General features: G+C 68.2%; 17 protein-coding genes and 2 tRNA genes. 7 read left to right on the top strand and 12 right to left on the bottom strand.

Features of this window, described 5'->3' with window-relative positions:
- Nucleotides 1-52: 52 nt before the first annotated feature.
- The 3 genes from LNW73_RS04865 to LNW73_RS04855 all read right to left on the bottom strand — a co-directional run bounded on the left by LNW73_RS04865 (nt 53) and on the right by LNW73_RS04855 (nt 2,003).
- Nucleotides 53-514: a hypothetical protein gene (locus LNW73_RS04865; protein ID WP_250978547.1), complete on the bottom strand. Its 462-nt coding sequence runs from the start codon at nt 512-514 to the stop codon at nt 53-55.
- Nucleotides 515-788: 274 nt separating this feature from the next.
- A complete protein-coding gene (locus LNW73_RS04860) occupies nt 789-1,622 on the bottom strand; it encodes a DUF1206 domain-containing protein (RefSeq protein WP_250992805.1) in 834 nt (277 codons plus the stop codon).
- A gap of 90 nt (nt 1,623-1,712) precedes the next feature.
- Complete coding sequence (locus LNW73_RS04855) at nt 1,713-2,003, bottom strand: YiaA/YiaB family inner membrane protein (RefSeq protein ID WP_138358286.1); 291 nt, start codon at nt 2,001-2,003, stop codon at nt 1,713-1,715.
- A 181-nt stretch (nt 2,004-2,184) separates the two neighbouring features.
- Between LNW73_RS04855 and LNW73_RS04850 the strand changes: the two genes are divergently transcribed.
- Nucleotides 2,185-2,258: transfer RNA gene (locus tag LNW73_RS04850), tRNA-Pro, on the top strand.
- 718 nt (nt 2,259-2,976) lie between these two features.
- Here LNW73_RS04850 and LNW73_RS04845 read toward each other — a convergent pair.
- Nucleotides 2,977-3,522: a DUF4262 domain-containing protein gene (locus LNW73_RS04845; RefSeq protein WP_250989061.1), complete on the bottom strand. Its 546-nt coding sequence runs from the start codon at nt 3,520-3,522 to the stop codon at nt 2,977-2,979.
- A gap of 381 nt (nt 3,523-3,903) precedes the next feature.
- On the opposite strand from LNW73_RS04845, the gene LNW73_RS04840 reads away from it, so the two are divergent.
- Nucleotides 3,904-3,978, top strand: a tRNA-Trp gene (locus LNW73_RS04840).
- A gap of 1,616 nt (nt 3,979-5,594) precedes the next feature.
- On the opposite strand, the gene LNW73_RS36275 is transcribed toward LNW73_RS04840, so the two are convergent.
- Nucleotides 5,595-7,103: a S1 RNA-binding domain-containing protein gene (locus LNW73_RS36275; RefSeq protein WP_250989060.1), complete on the bottom strand. Its 1,509-nt coding sequence runs from the start codon at nt 7,101-7,103 to the stop codon at nt 5,595-5,597.
- Nucleotides 7,104-7,174: 71 nt separating this feature from the next.
- On the opposite strand from LNW73_RS36275, the gene LNW73_RS04830 reads away from it, so the two are divergent.
- The gene (locus tag LNW73_RS04830) at nt 7,175-7,312 is read left to right on the top strand and encodes a hypothetical protein (protein ID WP_250989059.1); all 138 of its coding nucleotides are present in this window, start codon (nt 7,175-7,177) and stop codon (nt 7,310-7,312) included.
- A 146-nt stretch (nt 7,313-7,458) separates the two neighbouring features.
- On the opposite strand, the gene LNW73_RS04825 is transcribed toward LNW73_RS04830, so the two are convergent.
- On the bottom strand, nt 7,459-8,235 hold the full coding sequence (locus LNW73_RS04825; RefSeq protein ID WP_250989058.1) for a hypothetical protein: 777 nt from the start codon (nt 8,233-8,235) through the stop codon (nt 7,459-7,461).
- Nucleotides 8,236-8,749: 514 nt separating this feature from the next.
- On the opposite strand from LNW73_RS04825, the gene LNW73_RS04820 reads away from it, so the two are divergent.
- On the top strand, nt 8,750-9,211 hold the full coding sequence (locus LNW73_RS04820) for a hypothetical protein (protein ID WP_250989057.1): 462 nt from the start codon (nt 8,750-8,752) through the stop codon (nt 9,209-9,211).
- A 51-nt stretch (nt 9,212-9,262) separates the two neighbouring features.
- Here LNW73_RS04820 and LNW73_RS04815 read toward each other — a convergent pair whose 3' ends face one another.
- A complete protein-coding gene (locus LNW73_RS04815) occupies nt 9,263-10,471 on the bottom strand; it encodes a NucA/NucB deoxyribonuclease domain-containing protein (RefSeq protein ID WP_250989056.1) in 1,209 nt (402 codons plus the stop codon).
- 632 nt (nt 10,472-11,103) lie between these two features.
- On the opposite strand from LNW73_RS04815, the gene LNW73_RS04810 reads away from it, so the two are divergent.
- The gene (locus tag LNW73_RS04810) at nt 11,104-12,021 is read left to right on the top strand and encodes an IS5 family transposase (RefSeq protein WP_250992804.1); all 918 of its coding nucleotides are present in this window, start codon (nt 11,104-11,106) and stop codon (nt 12,019-12,021) included.
- On the opposite strand, the gene LNW73_RS04805 is transcribed toward LNW73_RS04810, so the two are convergent.
- From LNW73_RS04805 to LNW73_RS04785, 5 genes are all read right to left on the bottom strand, one after another.
- Entirely contained in the window at nt 12,018-12,416 is a 399-nt protein-coding gene (locus tag LNW73_RS04805) for a hypothetical protein (protein ID WP_250989055.1), read from the bottom strand. The genes LNW73_RS04810 and LNW73_RS04805 overlap by 4 nt on opposite strands.
- A gap of 830 nt (nt 12,417-13,246) precedes the next feature.
- The gene (locus tag LNW73_RS04800; protein WP_250989054.1) at nt 13,247-14,035 is read right to left on the bottom strand and encodes a M56 family metallopeptidase; all 789 of its coding nucleotides are present in this window, start codon (nt 14,033-14,035) and stop codon (nt 13,247-13,249) included.
- 135 nt (nt 14,036-14,170) lie between these two features.
- Nucleotides 14,171-14,554 carry a BlaI/MecI/CopY family transcriptional regulator gene (locus tag LNW73_RS04795; protein WP_250973600.1) on the bottom strand — a complete coding sequence of 128 codons (384 nt, stop codon included), beginning with the start codon at nt 14,552-14,554 and terminating at the stop codon, nt 14,171-14,173.
- A gap of 178 nt (nt 14,555-14,732) precedes the next feature.
- Complete coding sequence (locus tag LNW73_RS04790) at nt 14,733-15,491, bottom strand: polysaccharide deacetylase family protein (RefSeq protein WP_250989053.1); 759 nt, start codon at nt 15,489-15,491, stop codon at nt 14,733-14,735.
- On the bottom strand, nt 15,488-16,780 hold the full coding sequence (locus LNW73_RS04785) for an MGDG synthase family glycosyltransferase (protein WP_250989052.1): 1,293 nt from the start codon (nt 16,778-16,780) through the stop codon (nt 15,488-15,490). The genes LNW73_RS04790 and LNW73_RS04785 overlap by 4 nt, the downstream gene beginning before the upstream one ends.
- Before the next feature lie 449 nt (nt 16,781-17,229).
- Between LNW73_RS04785 and LNW73_RS04780 the strand changes: the two genes are divergently transcribed.
- Complete coding sequence (locus LNW73_RS04780) at nt 17,230-17,958, top strand: COG4705 family protein (protein ID WP_308407638.1); 729 nt, start codon at nt 17,230-17,232, stop codon at nt 17,956-17,958.
- Between the two features lie 457 nt (nt 17,959-18,415).
- Nucleotides 18,416-19,876 (top strand): alkaline phosphatase family protein, encoded by a 1,461-nt coding sequence (locus tag LNW73_RS04775; protein WP_250989051.1) that lies wholly within the window; start codon nt 18,416-18,418, stop codon nt 19,874-19,876.
- Nucleotides 19,877-20,069 lie beyond the last annotated feature (193 nt).

Genomic DNA, 20,069 nt, shown 5'->3' with positions numbered 1-20,069 from the left:
GGCGGCCACATGGCCCCGGGACATACCGACGCAAACAGGAAATCACTGCTCCCTACGGCGCGTCGGATCCCGCCTGCTTCGCCTTCACCCAATCGGCGTGGTCCTGCCAGGCATACAGATCGGTGCCCTTGAGCACCACGTTGTAGGCCCCGCACGCCGCGGTCCCCTCCTTGTCCGTCCCCTTCGGGAACCAGTCGGCCCGGAGGTGCGCCCGCCCGCTGCCCGCGCCCTGCTTGCATCCGGCCGGCAGCTTCCCGTCGGCGAGCGTCGCCCTCAGCAGCCGGTCGCCGCCCGTGGTCGACATCCGGTACTTCACGGCCGTCGCCTCGTCCGGCAGCCAGCGCGGAACCGAGTCCCGGGACTTCTTCGCCTCGCTGCCCGAGGAGTACTCCGCCTCCGCCAGGTGGCGTCCCTGGTACCAGTCCACAACCTGCGGCATGGTGAGCGCCGCCGCCACGAGGAGGCCGAGGCCGCCGACGGCGAGTCCGAGGACGACGGGCTTCTTGGTGGCCATGCGGAGAGGTCCTTCCCTGGGTGACGCCCTGGGTACCGGGCTCTTCCTGCCCATCCTGGCCGCCGCGAACCGCCACCGGATCGCCCGCGAGAACGGTTGGAACCCCCCTCTTGAGACTGAGGGCCGTCAGCCACGAGAGGTACTCGGCGGGCAGGCGGCGAACGCGGAAGCGATCCGGTGCGGAAGCCCGCACCGGATCGCAACGCTTGGCTAGAAGATGGATCACCGCAGCTCAGAGCCTCGCAAGAGGATGGCCGGAGGCTTGGAGGAGATGTCAGATCTTGCGCCACCGTGCCATGGCGAACGAGAACGCGCCGAAGAGGGCGAGCCCCACCGCGATGGCGACGAGGAGCCAGGGCCCGGCCGGCGTCTCCCGGAAGGAGCGCAGGGTGTCGTCGAGCCCCTTGGCCTGATCCGGGTCGTACTTCACGGCCGCCGCCACGGCGAACCCGCCGGCCGTCGCGAAGACGACACCGCGGCAGACCCCGCCGGCGACCCCCAGGAACTCGACCACCTGACGGGTCCGCCGGGACATCTCGCCCAGCTTCAGATGCTTACGGAACTTCCGCTGCGCGGCCCGGACCACGATCCACAGACCGGCCGCGGCGAGCGCCACCCCGGCGGCGCCCACGAGCCACTGGCCCAAGGGGAGGTCCAGCACCTTCGCCGTCCAGTCCTTGGACTGCTGGTCGCTCGATCCGCCCTGGCTGGCGCCTTCGGAGGCGCTCTTCGCCAGTGCGAAAGCGATCACCGAATACGCGGCCAGCCCATAGAACACGAACCGCCCGCCCGAGGCGAGCCGCTTCGACGTCTTGTGCCCGTCGGGACCGGCGGCCCCGAAGAGCGCCTCGGACAGCCGCCACAGCGCCATGCCCACCAGCCCGAGCCCGACCACCCACACCATGACCTTGCCGAACGGCTGCCCGGCGATCTGCTCGACGGCGCCGCCGCGGTCCGCCTGCTTCCCGTTCCCGCCCAGGGCGACCTGGATCGCGAGCGCGCCGATCAGTACATAGATCACGCCACGCGTGGCGATCCCCCACCGTGCCGCCCACTCGACCGCACTACCGCCTGCCGCGGCCCGGCCCGCAGTCCGGGCCCGCCGTATCGAAGCATCCACGCCCGACCTCCCTCGTCGAACGGGCGTCTGCCCCTGCCCCCACCCCGGAAACGCCCGCCCGCCCGCGGCGGCCCGGCCTCAGACCCCGTCCACCCGGAACGGATCATGCTCCGCGAGCAGCTTGTCCAGCCGCGCCTGATCCACCCGGCTGACCACCTGCCCCACCTCCTGCCGGTCCCGCACGCACTTCGCCAGCGTGAACGCCGAGGTCACCAAATACATCAGCCCCACCCCCAGAAACGCCCGCACCCAAGCCCCGACCGGCAGGTACGCCACCCCCAGCCCCATGCTCCCCAGCGCGATCCCGAACGAAATGGCCGCCTGCGCGAAGTACGCCGCCGTCGTCTGCTGCTGAATCGGATTCGTCATGCCACCAGCCTGAACAACTGTGGCCCACGCCACATGAGTACACCTACTCAAACTTCCCCCCACCCCCCTCTCCACCAAGATCGCCCCGCCGACCCCAAGGCGTGAGCAGACACCGCCCCAAGTGCGGTATTGTTCTCATGCGCGGTCAGCCCGGGGAAACAACCCCAGAACGACCGAGCACCGGGACGTGGCGCAGCTTGGTAGCGCACTTGACTGGGGGTCAAGGGGTCGCAGGTTCAAATCCTGTCGTCCCGACGGTGTTTACGCAGGTCAGAGGCCGTCTCCGCATTGCGGGGGCGGTCTCTGGTGTCTGTATTGTCCGATTCACAATGTGAGAACTTGTGAGAGGCGCGTCGAGCCGCCGCCTTTTCGCAGGTCAGGGCCCCTTCGGGTCGGGATCCACTTGATTCGATGCAGGTAACCATCGCGTGCGATCCAAGCCATTGGACGCTCTCAACGGCGCGCGCCAGGCGGCCCGTTGGCTTTGGGGACAGAGTTTCTCTACTAGATCAAGGCGACTCGCTGCGCTCGCCGCTGGCCCGTAGCTCCGGGCGTCTCAGGGTCTGCAAGCAGTCTTCTCTCAGAGAGAGGGCCGCGCACAGGGCGGCGGCGCCGGCCGTCGCCTGGCGCGGCCTCGCCTCCATTCCGGGCAGGGGGCAGGGCCGTTTGCGCGGATTGCCAGCCATCGAGGCGCAGACAGCCTCCGGCGGGGGCGCTCCGACTCTGGGATGGCGGAAACCCGGACGGCGACCGCGGGCAGTTCGTGGTCGAGGTAGGGGCTGCCATCCCGCCTGCCGTCGTCCCAGGCAGAGCCGAGCAGTCGCGGCCCAGGGCGTCAAGGTCGTTCGTACAGTGGCGCGCTCCACCTTGACGCCCTGAACCACGCCCGCTCCACAAAGTGTGGGACGACGGCAGACGGGATGGCAGCAAGGAACGTCGTGGCGCGGGGGCCGGCCAAGCCGCTCCACCAACCTCAGGGGGTCACGTCGGCCCAAGGCCCAGCGGTCTCCTGCTTCGAGATCCAGAGCAACGGCTGACTCGTCCGGCAGTAGTCCTCGACCCCGTCTTCCCACGGAAAACGCCCCGCCTTGTCAGGCCAGAAAAGCTGGGTCACCGGCAGAGGGGGCGCCTGGTAGAAGTCGATACCGGCGCCGAAGAAGTCCTGGTACCAGCTTGAATCCACCGGGCGAATCGCCACGTCGAGGTCATTGAGAATGTCGTCCCGCCGCTGATCAGGCGCCAGGGGGTGGCCGTCCCGTATCGCGGCTCCAGCCGTGTTCACGATGCGCATCATCGTCTCGACACGTAGCCCGAAGACGCAGACCTCGGGACTGCGGAGGGTGTGCCATAGGCCGATCGAGTACGCCCAGTCGGCGGGGGTTTCGTTCTGAGCGCCGACGCCCATCACATGCCAGCCGAAGTCGCTCACGCTGCTGGCTACCTGCCGATCCCGCTCATCCCGAGCAGGGCCGTCCTTGGGAGGCGAGCACAGCAGGCAGAAGCAAGGGGAGTCATCCATCCGAGGAGGTTAAGACACGACTGGGAAGCGTGATCACCCGGCCTGTCCCTCGGCCGTCCGACGCTACTCAGCAGTGGTCGACGGCGCCCAGCCAGGCCCAGTAGCGCCGTGCCCCTCCCGTGCCCGATCCGTCGGGAGCTCACGGGGACCACGGTCACCGGCAGGCAAGACCGAACAAGAGCGGCCCCCGACTGATATCCCTGGTCGGGGGCCGACTTGGTACCTCTGACTGCGGAGGATGCGCGATTCGAACTCACGGTGACATCGCTGCCACGACGGTTTACGGCACCGTCACCAAGGGTGTGAATGACCTCGGAGCGACGACGACAATGATCGATCCGGGCGCGGTCGTCGGGCAGTCGGGTAGAGTCCCGGCCGGGCGAAGCCGTAGCGCAGAGGTCGTCGCGCGCGGTCTCCAAAATCGCGAGGACGCCGGTTCGAATCCGGCCGACTTCGCCCGCCTCGTATTGATCTTGGCTCACCCAGCAAGGGGCCTCCGACCTCGCTGTAGCGACTCCATGGATGAACTTCGGATCCCCGTGCCCATCGCACGTGCCCGATCCGGCGGTAAGCAGCGGTCAACTCAGGTCGCTTGACCGTCTGACCCGAGCCACGATTATCCGACGCTTCAGCAGGTCAGCTGGCCATTCGCGGGATTCATACACGGCGATTCCCAAGCTCAGGGTGTAGCCAAGTTCGGTGGTCGGATATCGTGCGCGGCATGTCCTCACTCCCGCCGATCTGCCCCGACTGCGGCCAACGGCTGCAGGCAGGTGGCTTCGTACTCTGTGGCCGAGAGGACGACGGGAAGCGAACCTGCCGCATGGTGTGGGGATGTCGGCAAAAGCACGTGTGGTGGAAGTGGGCGGACCGGCCGGAGGACCCGTTGGAGCCCTGCCCATTCCCGAAGTTGTTCGCGCCATAGCGTGTACATCCGAGGTCGCCAGCGCCTTTGTGGGGGCACGGCGGGGTGCCCGTTGCGTGCCCGGTCCGGCGGGAAGCGGCGGGACTCACGGGGATCCACGGCGACGGTTCCGCTCCAGCCCAGTTCAGAGGACCGCCAGGTCAGCCAACATTCGCATCCCTGGTCTTCCAAACTAGGGCCCGTGGGTCAGTATGATCAGCACATGACGCCGCAAGGGGCAGATGCCTCGTAGATCCCCGCACGAGCTTCGGACTGCACGGCCCGATAGTCGAAGCCCGGGTTCGATCAGTACGCTGCTCATTGGCAGCTGTCCTGGGCCACCAGCGTGCACAGCGGTACACGCGTATCTTTTCGTCGATGGCCTCGACATGATCTCGCGTAGCGACAGCAGGGCGGTCGGCTTGCACCCGAGGAACCTTCTTCGGGCTGGCGGGCCCCTGTATCCGACGGACGCTGCTCGAAGTGTGAGCGTGGCATCACATGGGCAGTCCGAATCGGATCTGGGCGAACTTCGCATACGAGTGCGGCTACGGGGTGAGACGGTTGTCTGGACCGACTTGATGTACCCAGGCTTCGAGGACGAGGCTATCGTGGAAGTGCGCTTCCATCTGGGGCAGTACGCAGGCGAGATAGAGCGTGCGTACCGCCCGTGGAGAACCTTGCCGACTGAGTGAAGTCGACTGCGGTGGGACCACTTTGGGACCACACGCCATGCACGCTGCTGAACAACCCCAGCTCAGACGAGCGGGTGAATGTGAACGAGTGAGGGCTTGTGAGTGGCGCGTCGCGCCGCCGTCTTTCCGCAGGTCAAGGCCACTTTTTGGGGGCTTCACTTGATCCGTTGCGCATGACGAGCGTGTGTTTGGAGTGTTTGCTGCGGTATCCGGTGCGGAGTTGCCATCGGATCACCCAGTTCCGCATGCGGAACTCGTGCCAGTCCAGCCCAGAGAGACAGTCCCGCTGGGGCCCCGCTCGTAAGAGGCATTCTCAGTCCACCAGTCGCAGCGCCCGCCCGGCAACTGCTCCCCGCCGCGCGGGGGTGGACCTGTCTCACCCGGGCCCATCGCGACCGGAGGATGACTGCCTGGGCGTTGGTGCGTCGCACCTTCCGAGCGTGCGGTCAGCTTCCGTCGATGGGGACCTGTATTCATTCCGTGTGGTCCCGCTTGAGTGAGAGGCTGATGCGGCGGCGTTCGCGGTCAACGTCGAGGAGAGCGACGAGTACCTCAGCGCCGACCGAGATCACCCCTTCAGGAACGTCCACGTCGTGGCCGGACAGTTCGGTGATGTGGATCAGGCCTTCTACGCCGTCACTGAGGCGGATGAATGCACCAAACGGCAGCAGCCGGGTTACGGTGCCTGGGACGATGTCTCCGGTCCGGTGAGTGTCGGTGTACCGCTCCCAGGGGTCGGGTTGGAGTGCTTTGAGGGACAGACTCACCTGCTCCCATGCCCAGTCGATGTGCAGGACTTCGGCGCGGATCTTCCGGCCGATGGGGACGATGTCGTCCACCGAGTCGAAGTTGCTCCAGGACATTTCCGGTACGCGGAGGAAGCCGAGGTCGCGGCCGGCGTCGTTGTTCAGGTGTACGTGCACCCCGATGTCGTCCAGGCCGGTTGCGACGACGCCGGCGACGATGTCTCCTGCCCGCAGTGAACTCATGAAGGCTCGACGTTCGTCGGCTCGCGTGCGGTTGGTTCGCCACCGGGCGCGCAGGACGCCGTCGGAGTCGGGCAGGACAGCGGCGAGGAGAGGGTGGCGATCGGCCGGATCTATCGGGATCAGCGCGGCCCGGTGGCCAGGACTGGCCGTGAGATGGGGGTTGGGGACATCGGCGCGGCCCATGCCCGGTTCGGCGATTCGGGCAGCGTGGAAGCCTCCGCCGGGATACTGCTGGACGAGCAGTTCAAGGCGTTCCTGGCGGGTGATGGCGGCACGGACGGCCTCGATGTCGTCGGTCAGGTCGGGCCAGACCGCCAGGCGCGCACGCGGCGTCAACTGCTCGCGCACGGTTTCGATATCGGGCGCGGAGGTCAAGCGGTGCCAGCGGTAGGCGTTGCCGACGTAGCGCTCCTCCAGGAGGACACCGCCGCGCTCGGCGACGAGAGCGCCGAGTTCGGTCCAGAAGGCTTCATCGGCAGGCCGTTGGTGGCTAGTCTCATCGGAGACGGGGTCGTACGGGGACCTTTCGATCTGTTCGACGAACAGTCCCAGAGTGCGCGCATGGGCTACAGCGGTCTCCCGCGACTGGTTACTGCCGACGTAGATGTCGTCCTTGTCGCCGACATGGACAAAGAACCCGTCGTCCGATCCCAACCGACACCAGGCACCTTGGCGCAGCACCATGGCCCGCAGCAGCCCGAGCCCGGTGGCAAGTGGGACTCGCGCGCCGTCGTGATAGCTGGCGGTGCCCTTGGGGAACAGCCCGGCCAACCCACGCCCGCCTCGTCCCGTGCGAACGGAGAAAGGGTAGAACCCCTCCATCATGGGGTTGTCGAGCGTCATACGGCTGACACCGGCGTCGAGTGCGAATCCGGCTACTGCCGCCACGATGGCGCTGGCGATGCGTTCGCGGGAATCGAATGGGATGCGTGTGATGCTGCGGTCTACCGCCGTGTCCTGTTCCGCGGGATCGTACGGGGTGACGCGGTACACGAAGGGCGGCATGTCAGCGCCCCGGGTGGCTCGAAGTTGCCCCGAGGGCCGGTCGCGGGTGGGCAAGGGAAATGATCACTCGCGCAGCGTACAGATACCGACCGGGCTTCGGACAGGTCGCGAAGCAAGCGATCACGGAGGCGTCGTCGATGCTCTCCTACTGCTCCGGCTCCTGGCTGGACGATCACCAGCTGTGGAGCGGCGGATGAAATGAATGGCCGAGTTGTCACGGATCGGCTCCGCGCCGAACGAAGGGGGCACGCAGGACGTTTGCATCCGGGTGCGCAATGGAGGCACTCAAAGGTCGTCGAGCAAGGCGAGACCCATATGGCCTGAGGCAGAACGCTGCAGCTTCCTATTTCGGCAGAGCGCGTACCAGGTTGTGGTCCGTGACCTCATACACGTCGATCCGCAGTAACCGGCGGACATGTACGGGGACGCGTTCAGCGGCCTTGACGGACGAGGATGGAACGACCAGCGCGTACCTTACGTCCGGCGAGTCGCTCGTCATGCGGCGCAGGAGTTGCCCGTAGGCGATATCGGCGTCGATACCCTTCTCGCTGGTTCGCCCCTTGGCTTCGCAGATCAACCGCTCGTGGCCGCGTACGGCTTCGAGGTCGGTCCAGCGGTCCGCGGGGGTGACTGGTGTCCAGCCCTGGCCCAGCAGCCATGTGCGGAAGGCGTCAGTGACCCGGTCCTCGTCGCTGGTACGCGCCAAGATCTTCCTCAGCACGGGCAGATCCGTCTCCTGGTTGCGCCGCAGGCGTCCGCGGCTGTTCGCATCGAGATCGGCTGGACGGATCACCACCAGACGCAGTCCGTGAGCGGGAATCATGGTGTCGCGCCGGGCGTCATACAGGGCTCGTTGTTCGCCCCGGTGAACACCGCTGACGGTCAGCTTGTCCGGCTTGTCGAAGTGTGGCGTCGGCTGGTCATGTTGCCGCTCCCGGTACTCGACCACCAGCTGGTGGCCGGGCCAGTAGGCATCGACCGGCAACTTGGCCCGCCGCTCACCCGTCCCCGGATCCCCCACGAGCCAGTCGAACTTGTGCTGCGGCAGGGCCACCTCGCCCAACACCTGATTGCACAGAGCGATGACGTATGCCTCGTCGCTGTCGTCCCGCTTTCCCATGGCCGGGCATCATGCCACCCGCCACGGTGGGTGGTTGAGCAAACCCCAGTTCTGGAGGTGTCCGGATTCCCTGCGTCCGCGCTGCGCGCCCTTCGACATCCTCGGGCGAACGTGACTGACCGGAACGTGTGTCTGGCAGCAGCTCTCCTCGCAGCACGGCCGGGACTGGTCGCTGAGGCCCGCGCAGTTCTCGAGCCTGCTGTGAGGAGCTCTCAGGCATTCGTAGGAGCCGACTCCACGTCGGTCAACGGTGACCGAAACTTGGTGTGCGTCTGCCCGGGCTCTCATGATTTGGGGGCGTATCAGAGTCCGAGCCGGTGGTCGTGTATCCGATCGAGCGGTGTTTCGCGCCGGCGACTCGTCCACCCGATCCTGCCGACGAGTCCTTCGCTCTATGCGCACTCCGGTGGCATGGCCTGTCTTGGCCGGGACGTGCCGTGGCAACTCTGCGTTGCAGAATAGGGTGCAGCGTGGCTGGTCGAAGTATTCGGTCTGGGAATCTGGGGAGTGGCTTGTGGCCGAGTTGTTGCGGCGGGAACTGCTGGATGTTGAGGTCGCTTTCAGGGGTTTCGGTTTTCAGGAGTCGGACGACAGCGCGGTGCCTGTTCCGTTCGGGGACGGCTACGAGTGGGGTGTTTTCCTGAATCAGCACGTGCGCCGGTTCGATCTGTTCAGCGCAGGTCATACCCACACTGCCGCAGTGACGGTCCGTGTCTGGGATGCCGAGCCCGAGCCCGAGAAGACGGACTGGGATGAGCAGGGTGAGGTCGACTTTGAGACAACGACAGGGGACGTCGCGGTGTGGACCACGACCCTTGGCCGTTCGCACCACCTGATCCGCCTGGGTGCGGCGGGAGTCTGGCGGGTCCGTGTCGGGTGTACGGGACGGGCTGATGTCGAGCGGGTGACGCGGGTGGAAGGTGTCGCCCACGGAGTGGAGCGGTATGTGGTGGAGTTCTGGCCGAAGGGTTCCTGAGCCCGGCGGCGGGTGCGGCGTCGGCGTTCCGCACCCGCCGCCCTCCGTCGGTCAGTTGATCTTCACGATGAATCCGTCTTCCACGCCGTCGATGAGCCTGTTGGCATTGTAGAAGCCGCTCAGCAGGTTTCCTGCAGCGCCGTTCTGGGCTCCGTCCAAGGGCATGACGGAGTAGTTCATCCGCTCGGCGTGGACGTCGTACTCCTCGATGGCCGATCCCTCATAGGTGGTCGCGAAGGGAAACTCGTCGCATTCCTTTCCGCCGTCCGTGTAATGCGCTCCCCAGTAGCGGGTGCACTCGCGAACGGCGACCGCGCGGTTGCGGTCCCTTCGTTTCTGGTCGAGGAAGAGGCGGTGGAGCGGTTCCTGGACGGTGTCCCCAGGAACGCTCTTGAGGGCGTTCAGTGGTTTCGTTGCGGTGGGGTTGGTGAACGCCTGCTTGATGTGTTGCGCGACCGCCTGTTCAGGGGCGCCTTGCTGGGAGTTGTACTCGAGGGTGGCGATCATGCTGAAGGCCGCGCCGCCCTTGTTTGCGGGATTCCCAGCTCCAGTGGAGTTGCGCAAGTAGGAAGCAGCGTCCCAGCGCGGGGCGAACATGAACGGTTTGCCGGTCACAGGACTCTCACCCACCCATCCCACAGGCAGCGTTGAGGTGATCTCGGGCTGGTAGACTGCGTAGACGACGTCCCCTGCACCCGCGCCCGTTCCTTGCCCGGGCGCGTAGCGGAGGGTGTGAGTGTAGTGCGGGCTGGCCTGCATCTGCGGCCAAGTCTTGCTGACGGGCAGGGCGCTTCCGACGACAGGGGTCGCGGCGGCGGGCCAGTCCTGAGGGACAGTACCCTTCAAGCCGATCTTCAGACCTGCGGCCCCGGTGATGCCGGTCTGGGCGAAGTCAGTGATGTCGTAGTCGAAGAACATCGTGCGGTCGGCTTCCTTGGGAACGGATCCCCGCACGTACACCGTGTAGGAACTGGTGCCGATGGCACCGTTGTTCTTCGCCCAGACAGTGACCACCTTCTGCGCGGTGCAGACCGCGAATCGGGACTTGAGGTAGACCTGGGCCGTGCCCGCCATGTTCTGTTTGCACTCGGCCAGAGTCATGGTCCGGGCGGGTTCCGGATAGGTCACGGCCAGGGAAGAGGCGGGTGACATCAGCGACCGGGCCGATATTCGGTCGGGAACGGCGGCCGGTGTTGTCGTCTTCCTGCCGTAGCCGGCTGCGGGCCCGACGACCTCAAGCGGTGTGGTCGGAGCATTCACCGGCTGGATCGAACTGAGCAGCCGCTGGGCCGTGTCATCGCGTCGGAGCTCGGGCAGCGACGGGACGGGTGTGCTTGGGGCCAGCATCACCGTGTGGGCTGTTGCCGGTCCAGATCCGTCTGCTGCTGACGCCGGGGCTGCAACGGGTAACAGCAGGGTCGTTGCTGCAACGGCGAACAGCAATCTGCGGACATGTCGAAGTCGTGTTGCAGTGTTGATGGTTCCCCCAGGGCACATGATCAGGTTCGGCAGTGCGCCGACTGACAGAACCAAGATGTATCGAATGAATGATCGATTCAGCAGCCCGTGATGGCACATTGTCCTGATTCGACCAACGCCTGGCCGATCATCTCTGACGGCGTCCCAATGACATGGCGGTCGGGCGGCTGGAGGGCTCGGCTGCTCTGGATCGCGGCGACATCAAGCGGTGACGTTTTCGATGTCGAGCTCATCGCCACAACGTCACACCCGGTCAGGCTGGCCTGGGCTATGCCCTCTGCTGGCCAGTGGACTGATGTCACGTCACGTACCTGTCTCTCGCGGGCGTCTCACGGACGGGGTGTCACCAGGTGCGATAGGTCATCATGGCGGCGCCGGTGAAACAGGACTCGACCTGAGACCGTGTTTGAGATCTGCCGTGTCCCCTTGCTGGAGTGGTCGTTGGGCCTTGTGTGAGCGGTTCTGAGGGTGGGTATCCGTCGGATCTGACGGACGAACAGTGGGTGCTGGTGGAGCCGCTGCTCCCGCCGGCGCGGGTCGGGCCGAAGGGCGGACGTCGGGAGAAGCACCCGCGGCGGCGGATCGTGGACGCGATCTTCTACGTGGTGCGGACCGCGTGCGCCTGGCGCCAACTGCCGAAGGACTTCGCGCCGTGGCCCACGGTGTACTGGTACTTCACCTGGTGGCACGATGACGGCACGGTCGAGCGCCTCCACGACGCTCTGCGTGACAGGGTCCGCGAGGCCGACGGTCGGAGGGCCGAGCCGAGTGCTGGGCTGATCGACTCTCAGTCCGTTCGTACCGCTGACACCGTTCCGGCCGTCAGCAGGGGCTTTGACGCGGGCAAGAAAGTCAAGGGCCGCAAGCGGTTCATCGTCACCGACACGCTCGGCCTGCTTCTGGCCGTGCACGTCGTCGCGGCCAGCGTCCAGGACCGCGACGGCGCCCGCCGCCCATTGCTGTGGACCCGGCTCGACCACCCTGGCGTCCGGAAGGTCTGGGCGGACCAGGGCTTCGTAGGCCTGCTCGTCGACTGGACCACCCAGATCCTCGGCCGTGAACTGGAGATCGTGCGCAAGGACCCCGGGCAGCGCGGCTTCCAGGTCCAGCCCAAGCGTTGGGCGGTCGAGCGCACCCTTTCGTGGATCACAGCCCATCGGCGTCTGGCCCGGGACTACGAGACCAGCCCCGCCCGCTCCGAGACAATGATCCGCTGGGCGATGATCGGTACATGCTCCGCCGACTCGCCCGTGGTCGGTCGGCGTCACGGCCCGGCCCACGGCCTCTGGCGCGGATTTCGGTGTGAGGTACAGCCGCAGCCCGGCGTTTAGTCTTCGACGCCGTCGAATAGTGCGGCTTCCATGGCGAGCAGGTCTTGGCGACTGAGCTGCGGCACAGTCCAGTCTCGGCTCTGCGCGTGGGCGATGAACCGGGAGTCGAGGGCGACATGATGGTGTTCGACGTAGTGGGCGAGGTCGGAGTACCAGAGCCAGCGCCCGTCGGTCAGCAGGGAGAGCCCGCCGATTACGGTCCTGTCCGGGCTGAGGACATCGTGTGTGAGACCAGCTGTTGCGGCCAGTACCGCACCGCTGCGGAGGTACCGGATCAGCTCGCCTGCATGTGCTGGCCCCCGGGCGCCCACAGCAGCCCGAAGGGACGGGCTGTCTGGCCTGCCGTGCTCCAACTCTCTGAAGTCGCCGACCATAGGGAACTTTTCATCGCTCACCTGCCGAGCGTAGAGCACCCTTTGGGAGCCTGATCCACAGAGATCTCAAACGCGGTCTGAGTGATCTGGACCGACCGGAGCAGCTGGTACGGTCCGTCAAGCTTGGTCGACCGCTGGGGGTCAAGGGGTCGCAGGTTCACATCCTGTCGTCCCGACGGTGTTTACCCAGGTCAGAGGTCGTCTCCGCATTGCGGGGGCGGTCTTTGTCTATGGCTTTCATGGTCCCAAAGTGGTCCCTGAGACTCGTTGATCGTCGCGTTTTCGCAGGTCAGGGTGGTTAGTCCACCTTGACTCCGGCAAGGTGGGTTACGAGCTGGCGTGCGTTGCCGGGATCGTTCGGAAGGTATCCAGGCCGCGTGGTCGCGGCAGACATGTTCCGCGTGTTGGGCATCGCCCCCTTGGCGGAGAAATGCGCTCTCGGACGGACCGAGTGGTACCCGCCCCATGCGGGGTCGTTCGCGCTTTTGTCGCCCCGTGCGCGACCGCGGCCATCGTGGGGGACGGATGGCTCTGACGACCTTGTCCCTCCGAAGTCCCTGAGATAGCGGTGTCGGCTCCCGTTGGCGTTGGCCGAGCTGACGAACGGTCACCAGGGTCAAGACGCTGCTCGGCACTTGAAGGGGCGGAGCGTGTCCCGGTAGTCCTGGTCTCGGGACCCGCTCGCGGTACTACATGGCACAGGTCGTAGAGACCGTCTAAGGGCGTCCACTGGGTATAGGGAAGTGGCGTAGTGCCAGGTTGGGGCCTTGTGGTCCGGGGCGTTGCTGTTGTTGGTGAGACGCGTGTGAGAGGTGAGGGCCCCGCCGGATGCATGCGGCGGGGCTCCGCCGTCAGCGGAGGGGCGGGTGCGAGGTGGTGCACGGGGGTGAGGCGGCGTCGAAGAGGCCGTCCATGTCCTGGGCGGCCACGGCCAGGCTGGTGCAGCAGAGCACCATCAGGGTGGTGATGGCTGCGACCAGGTTGCGGCGTGCAGGTACTGGCGGTGCCAGCAGGGCGCGAACCCGTTGGGGCACGGGGCCTCCGGTGGCGGCGAGGGCCGCCACCGGAGCCCGTTTCGCGGCGAGGGCCGCTCGGGCGACCGCGCGGGCAACCAGTTGCCGGTCTCCGACGACGGATCCGGCCTGTTCGTCGGCCCAGCGTTCCAGGGTGAACGCGCCCGCGCGGGTGAGGGGCCGCAGCAGCGGATTGGCCGCCGCGGCGAGGTGGAGGACGAGGAGGAAGAGATGGTGACGGTGGGACAGATGGGCGCGCTCGTGTGCCAGCAGTGCGCGCCGCTCGTCGATACCGAGGGCGCGCAGCATGCCGGAGGAGACCACCACCTTGCCGGGGGCGCCGGGCAGAGCGAAGGCGGTGGGCACCGGGTCGTCGACCACGGCCAGGTCTCCGGCTGCGACCAGGTCGCGGCATTCGCGGCGTGCGTCGAGCAGCATGCGTGTCTGCCGCCAGGCGGTCACGGTCAGCGCCAGCGCGCAGCACAGGACGCCGATGGCGCAGGCGGCGGCCACCGGGCGGTCAACCGGGGCGTCGGTGGCCAGGATTCGCGCCGACCACCGGCCTTCGGCGGCTACTTGGGGGACCTGGCCGATCAGGGTGAAGCCCAGCATGGCCAGTGCCGTCACCCAGGCGCCCGCGGCGACGACCGCGGCTGAGGTCAGCGATCACGCGGCGGTTCGGGGAGGCAGCCGGCGTCCGGTCCAGGGTGCGGCCAGCGCCAGGATCGCGCTGAACAGCAGCGGCAGGCCGATCCACACTGTCTACGCCTCCGGGTGTCCGCGCAGCAGCTGCTCCAGCAACTTCTCGTCCTCGGCCGGTAGTTCGGAGACGAACCGGGCCAGGACCGCCGCCCGGTCCCCGCCGTGCTCCAGCAGGTCGCGCATCCCCGCCGCGGCGTGTCCGGCCTCGTCCCGCACGGGGGAGTACAGATACCCGCGGCCTGCCTTCTCACGGGTGACCAGTCCCTTGTCGTGCAGCCGGGACAGGATGGTCAGCACGGTGGTGTAGGCGGGATCGCCGGTCACGTGCTCGCGCACGATTCCCGCGGCAACCGGCTCCCCGACCGCCCACAGGGCAGCCAGGACTTCGCTCTCCAGCTCGCCCGGCGCGCGCCGCCCGGCTGCCGCGTCCTTCTGGTCGCCCACGCTGTCCGCTCCTTCGTCGCCGGCCCGTCGCCCACATCGCCGCCGCGGCCTGGAGTACCGGCGCAATCAGCGGCGTCCGTGACCGCAAGACCAAACTACTACAGCACGTAGAGGTACGGCAGGGCCGGTGCGAACGGGGCATGGACGGCACGGGGCGCCGGCAGCGGGCGGTGTCCCGTCAGCGGCCGCCCGCGCCGGACTGCCATCCGTGGTCGCGCAGCGGGCCGATGCTCAGACCGCGCTCCGCGCAGGTGTCCAGCAGCCCGGGGAGCGCAGCGAGGGTGGTGCGCCAGGAGCCGGTGGCCGAGGTGCAGTCGGAATCGTGCAGCAGCACCGTGCCGCCGCCGCGCAGATCCCGGGCGACGGTGTCGTGCACGGTGCGCGGCGTTGCGCGGGCCCGCCAGTCCTCTCCCCAGGCCGTCCACAGGACCGGGGTGAGCCCGAGGCGTCGGCAGGCCAGGTGGGTTCCGGTGGTCATGACGCCGTAGGGGGGTCGGAAGAGCCGCGGGGGCGCGCCGGTGATGTCGGCGAGCGTGTCACGGGCGCGGGCCAGGTCGTCGTACGTGGCGCGTGGCCCGCGCAGCAGCAGCGGTCGGTGCGCCCAGCCGTGGAGGGCGATCTCGTGTCCGGCGTCGGACATCTCCCTCGCGAGCTGGGGGGAGCGCACCGCCATGGAGCCGAGCAGGAAGAACGTCGCGCGGATCTTGCGGCTGTCCAGCAGCCGCAGAAAGTGCGGGGTGGACAGGTGGTCGGTCCCGTCGTCGAAGGTGAGGGCGATGTGGTCGGGCCTGCCCTGGCCGGACAGGGCAGGCATGAACCGGTTGCGCAGTGGGCCGAAGCAGGAGACGACCGGCGCGGCGTGGGCGATGGCGAGCGCGGGCAGCGCCAGGGCACCCGCTCGCAGGACGATGCGGGTCAGCCGTGGACGAGTCGTCACCGGTCCCCTTCCAGGACATGACTGAACGGCCTGAAGTGGGCGGGGGAGTCGCCGTAAGCCTCGGCGAGCGGAGCGCCGATGCCCAGCGCGACGGTGCCGGCCATGGCGGCCGCCACGGCCAGGGCCGGGATGCGGCGCCGGTCACGACCGCGGGGGAGCAGGGACCGTGATGCCCGCGGTGGCGAAGTCCAGGTGTCGGACGGCCGGCCCGCGGCGTCGGCGACGGCCTCGGCCGGACCGCGGTCGGTCCGGAACAAGGCCAGCCCCCGGGCCCGCTGCTCACGGCCCGCCGGTCCGTCGATCAGCTCCGCCAGTACGGCTGCCAGACGGGACGGTTCGCGGACCCAGGTGGCGAGTCCCGCATCCTGCAGGGCCTGGGCGTTGGTCTGCCCGTGACCGGGTATGCAGCGGTAGCTGGTGACCGGCAGACCGCTGGCGAACGCCTCCAGCGAGGTGAGGCCGCCCGCGTTCTCCACCAGGGCGTCGCAGGCCCGCATCAGCGTCGGTATGTCCGGGACCCACCCGTACGTGTGCTCGATGCCCTGGGCGCGCAGTCGCCCGACGAGCGCCGAATTGCGTCCGCAGACGACGACGGGCACGGCCACCCCGCTGTCGTGGATGTCGGCTGCGGCCTGCTCCACCGCCCCGACCCCCCACGACCCCGCGACCAGCAGTGCCAGCGGCGCGTGCCGAGGGAGTGCGAACTGTTCACGCGCGGCCTGGCGTTGCTGTGCGCTCGCCGGGGCGAATCGAGGATCGACCACTGGACCTGTCACCGTTACCCCGGACGCCCCCTGTACGCGGGCCTGCCCGGCGGGTATCGGATGGGCGGCGAGGTGGCGGTCGACGCCGGGTGCGATCCACAGTGCGTGGACGGAGAAGTCGGTGAGGTACGTGAGGACCGGGACCGTCAGCCGGCCGCCGGCGCGGAGCGCCCCCAGGACCTGGCTGGCGCCGGGATAGGTGGAGACAACGGCGACGGTGTCCGGGGTGACGGTCCCCAACATGTTGCGTTCCGCGCTCCGCAGCAGCGCCCGGACAGCTGGGCCGGGGCGCCCGGTGCGCTCGGTCACCGCGTAGATCCGCTGATAGCTGTCGGGAGCCCAGGTCAGCAGCTGGTGGTAACCGCCGGACAGGAGCTTCCCCAAGCCGGCGGGGAGGAGATCGAGGAAGTCATGCCTATCCACGTGGAATCCGTCGGACCGAAGGCGGCGGGCCAGTTGGTCGGCGGCGCCGTCGTGTCCCGCGCCCACACTCGCGGAGATGATGACGATCCGCCGGGCGGCCATTCGCGGCGGGGAACACGGTGGCGGCAACGCCCGTGCTTCCGACGGGTCTTCACGGTAAGGCACAGCCGATCAGCCTCCTTGCCGGGCAGCGGCATGACGGGGGATGGTTCGCACTCGGTGACGACGCGACGACGCCGACCCCCTGGTTGGCGGGCGCGCGAGGTCGATACCGCCCGGTCCGGCCAGAGATGAGGACCGGAGCCCGGGGGCTATGCGGCGAAGCTACTACATGATGTAGAACTAAGGGAATGCATCTTGTGTCCGCCGGGAGTCGACCGGGCGGAGACTTGGATACGGCGCGAGGCGCCGGGAGAGTGGCGGTACTCATGGAACAGTCCGGACACGGGTTCGCGATGAGGACCGGGTCGGGCGCGGGAGCTCCGTCCCGGCCTGCCGCATCCGGGCCGGGGCACCACCGGTACGCGGCCGCCTGGAGCAAGGTCCCTGAGGTGACGGCCCTGTTCTGGGTCACCAAGGTCCTCACCACGGGGATGGGCGAGACCACCTCGGACTTCCTGGCACGAGTGCTCGGCCCGATCATGGCCGGCGCGCTGGGATTGTTCGGGCTGGTGGCACTACTGGTGATTCAATTCCGCGCCACCCGGTACTCGCCCTGGCTCTACTGGTCGGCGATCGTCATGGTGAGTGTGTTCGGCACGATGGCCGCCGATGTCGCCCACGTGATGGTCGGTATCCCGTACACGGTCTCCACCGTCGTGTTCTCAGTGGCCCTCGCGGCGATTCTGACAGCCTGGTACGTGAGTGAGCGGACGCTGTCCATCCACAGCATCCGTACCCCGCGCCGCGAAGCGTTCTACTGGGCGACGGTGTTGGCGACCTTCGCGCTGGGCACGGCAACCGGCGACCTCACCGCTGGCACCCTCCACTTCGGCTACCTCTCCTCAGGCGTCCTGTTCACCGCCCTGATCGCCGTACCCGCCCTGGCCTGGCGCCTCCGGTGGCTCAACCCGGTCGCCGCCTTCTGGGCGGCCTACGTACTGACCCGCCCGCTCGGGGCGTCCTTCGCCGACTGGATGGGTGTCCCCGCCCGGCGCAGCGGGCTCGGCTGGGGCACCGGGCCGGTCAGCCTGGTCCTGGCCCTTCTCATCGCCGCACTCGTCGCGTACCAGGCCGTCGCGCATCAGCGCACCGCCGTGCCGGTCAAAGCACGGAGTTGAGGAGTGTCAGGTGGTGATGGCTGCCGGCGAGGCCCTTTGTGGGGTCGCTGAAGCCCATGTCGTGGGCGAAGGTGACGGCGCCACGCCACGTCGGAAGGCCGCACGGTGGCCTGATGCTTGTGGGCCGCACGGCATGCCATTGCGTGCGACGTTGCGCGGTCAGCACCGGCAGGCCCAGCAGGCCCGGTCACGGCTCGCGCGGCGGTCCGGACCGGACCCGCAGCTTCGGAGGAGCAACCAAGCGAAGAGCGGTGAGTGCGAAATGGGCGGGAGCGCTCAACACTCCCGGTGGGACCACGGCGTGGACGGACCTTGACCCGGAGCACAACCTTCCGTGGCCTGTTGGCCGCCCGCCCTTCAGACCGCGGATGCGAACGTGCCATGACCCGTACCCCCCGCCGACGGCAGGGGCTGGTTCGCTCGGCGGCGTCCGATCCACGAGGTACGGGAGACCACGATGAGACGTCGCATCACTGCCTCACTGACCGCTCTTGCCTGTGCCACCCCGCTGGCGATTGCCGCGGCAAGCCCCGTCCAAGCGGCCACCGGCCACCACGTACTGGTGATCAGCGTCGACGGACTGCACGCCGCCGACCTCCAGCGGTATGTCGCCACCCACCCCGGATCCGCGCTGGCCGCGTTGTCCCGGCGGGGCACCACGTACACCGACGCCCGCGGCTCCGAACCGTCCGACTCCTTCCCCGGGCTGCTCGCCCTGGTGACCGGCGGCACACCGCGCAGCACCGGCGTCTACTACGACGACTCCTACGACCGCAAGCTCTCCCCGCCCGGGTCCGGTTGTGCGACGGTCGGCACCGAGGTGGTGTTCGACGAGTCGATCGACCGCAACCCCGACGCCTTGGACGGCGGAGGCGGCATCGACCCGGCCAAGCTGCCGCTCGACCCGGCGAAGGGCTGCACGCCGGTCTACCCGCACCAGTTCCTCCGCACGAACACGGTCTTCGAGGTGGCCCGGCAGTCCGGACTCAGGACCGCCTGGTCCGACAAGCACCCCGCATACGACCTGGTCAACGGCCCATCGGGCAAGGGTGTCCAGGACGCCTACAACCCGGAGATCAACGCGGTGGCCGGAACGGCCGCCACCGAGGGATACGACGACCTCAAGGCCGCCGCCGTCCGCAACGAGATCGACGGCCGGGACCACACCGGCACTCACTCCGTAGGCGTCCCAGCGGTGTTCGGCCTCAACTTCCAAGCTGTCAGCGTCGCGCAGAAGGACGCCGCGGGCGGCTACACCGACGGTGGCCGTACTCCGAGCACCGAACTGGCCGACGCCCTGGAGCACACCGACCGCTCCATCGGCACACTGCTGGCCCGGCTCACGGCCCGCGGCCTGGACCGCAGCACCCAAGTGGTACTCACCGCCAAGCACGGCCAGTCGCCCACCGACCGGGCCCAGTTGAAGCCGGTCGACAAGAAGCTGCTGACGACCGTGGTCAACGGCGTCACCCCGGGCCTCGTCGCGCAGACCACCGCCGACGACGTCGCTCTGCTCTGGCTCACCGACCACAGCAAGGCCCAGGCCGCGGCCGCCGCGCTGCGCGCACACGCCGACGAGCTCAACATCGACCGGGTGCTGGTCGGCAAGGACATCACCCGCCGGTTCGGCAACCCGGCCAAGGACTCCAGGACCCCCGACGTGCTGGTGCTTCCGCGGCCCGGGACCGTCTACGCCAAGCCCGGCGCGACGAAGATCGCCGAACACGGTGGCTTCAGCGCGGACGACACCCATGTCGCCCTGCTGGTAGCGGGCCCTGGAGTACGGCGAGGTGAGGAGGTCGACGACCGGGTCACGACCACCCAGGTGGCCCCCACCATCGTCCGGTTCCTCGGCCTCGACCCGTACTCCCTCGACGCGGTCCGGGCCGAACACACCCAGGTACTGCCCAAGCGGTAGCGTCACCGGCCGCGCGGACGGCCGTTCGAGGGCCGCCCCGGCCCCGCGGGTTTCCCAGCGGGCCCAGTCAGGAGGACTTGGCCAGGTTGCCGCTCAGCCGGCCCAAGAAGGGCAGCAACAGCCGGATCCAGGTCGTGAGCAGTGGGGCGGCGCTCGTTGACGGTGCCGCTGCGGTGGCCGGCGCCAGGGGAGG

Source organism: Streptomyces sp. RKAG337, assembly GCF_023701715.1.
Taxonomy (GTDB): domain Bacteria; phylum Actinomycetota; class Actinomycetes; order Streptomycetales; family Streptomycetaceae; genus Actinacidiphila.
The sequence above is the reverse complement of the archived record's forward strand: the minus strand, read 5'-3'. Positions and strand labels throughout refer to the sequence as shown.